Here is a 1,437-nt window from a genome sequence, read left to right as displayed (position 1 = left end):
GCAGCACACTTCAAACCATTTTTCTGATAAATCAATCGACTAGCCTCCCTGTAGCAAGCTTTGACAGCAGCCTCCGCTTAAGATCCTACGAATGACCAGGTACTAAAGTAAGAAACCTGATGAGGTTGGGCGTTCACGTACAAGCTGCAGTTGCCTGTGGTATTACCAGCAAAGGCCCATGGCGCAGATCTAAAACTCCGGGGATTAATCAAGCATTATCGAATACTTATTTAAAATCTCAGAGGCTGTATGAATTACGCGATGGTTGGATTAAGCTTCACCATTCTTAGTGAAACGCCCTGTGCGGAGCCGCATGCAGGGTGTTGTGGGGGCTGAGGGCTAGAAACCCTCGGCTACCCGATTAACTTTTAGTTTTTAAAGTGTACTGGTGATTGTCGAGACCTATCTACTTGCAGCTTAAATACATCTGGCCTTGAATAGTGTCCAGCAACATCCAAAGCACGCTTTGAGCTTGCCGCTAATTCAACATCAATATCCAAAATAATATAGCCCTTTTCTTTAGATAATGGCCCTGCCACGATTTCGCCTTTTGGCGATACAATAACCGATCCTCCCGGGTTAATCCATTCTTCATCAGCAGGGTAGAGTTCATCTATATTTGGAAAATCCTTAGGTAAATCTTTTCTTTCTAAAGCAACTCCGCAAGACAAAACCCAACACTTACCTTCCCTAGCAATGTGCTGCATGGTGCCAATCCACTCTTCACCGCTATCGTAGGTTGGTGCAATATATATTTCTATCCCTTGCGAATAAAGAGCATACCTTGCCAGAGGCATATAATTTTCCCAGCATATTAGGCTACCAATTTTTCCAACAGGAGTATCAATAACGTTTAAACCATGCCCATCTCCAAAGCCCCATACCATTCGTTCTGGATTGGTGGGCATGAGTTTACGATGATGATTGACAATTTGACCTTGAGTATCAATTGTTATTGCTGAGTTATAAATTGTAGATTGGCTATTCGCATTATCTCGTTCGTTAATTCCACAGACTACGGTAACGCCATTTTCTTTGGCAGCTTCGAGCATTGGCTCGAGATCACCTGATGATAAATCAATTGAATTTTTAAGAAGCCGAACATGAAGTTCTTCACTGACTCCCCAGTCCCCACCAGGTCTTAGCCGCCATATCCATGCAGGGTACCCAGGAATAAATGCTTCTGGAAAAACAATAAGCTCCGCTCCTTGCTCTGACACGGAGCTAATAATCTCTACTGCTTTCTTTATGGTATTTTCTTTATCAAGAACATAAGGGGCTTCTTGAATAATTGCTACCTTCTTCATAGTTGAATCCTTTGCAATGACAAATTAGAGTTAACGCCATCCCTTTACCCATAAGTCAGCCCAATAACTCCTTGGTCTCCTGTATGGCACGGACCATATCATGACAACGCTCCAGGCCCAGCCACAGCGT

The 1,437-nt window shown here is 43.4% G+C and carries 1 protein-coding gene; it reads right to left on the bottom strand.

Going from position 1 to position 1,437, the window contains the following annotated elements; genetic code table 11:
• Positions 1–368 precede the first annotated feature (368 nt).
• Positions 369–1,307, bottom strand: coding sequence for a carbon-nitrogen hydrolase family protein (locus HNR62_RS16025; RefSeq protein ID WP_204797082.1), 939 nt, complete (start codon positions 1,305–1,307; stop codon positions 369–371).
• Positions 1,308–1,437: the final 130 nt, after the last annotated feature.

The organism is Oceanisphaera litoralis (assembly GCF_016907015.1).
Lineage (GTDB): Bacteria > Pseudomonadota > Gammaproteobacteria > Enterobacterales > Aeromonadaceae > Oceanimonas > Oceanimonas litoralis.
This window is presented reverse-complemented; position numbering and strand designations above follow the sequence as displayed.

What these genes read in the sequence shown, in the direction of transcription:
- HNR62_RS16025 (WP_204797082.1), bottom strand. Translation starts at nt 1,307, where the DNA reads ATGAAGAAGGTAGCAATTATTCAAGAAGCCCCTTATGTTCTTGATAAA.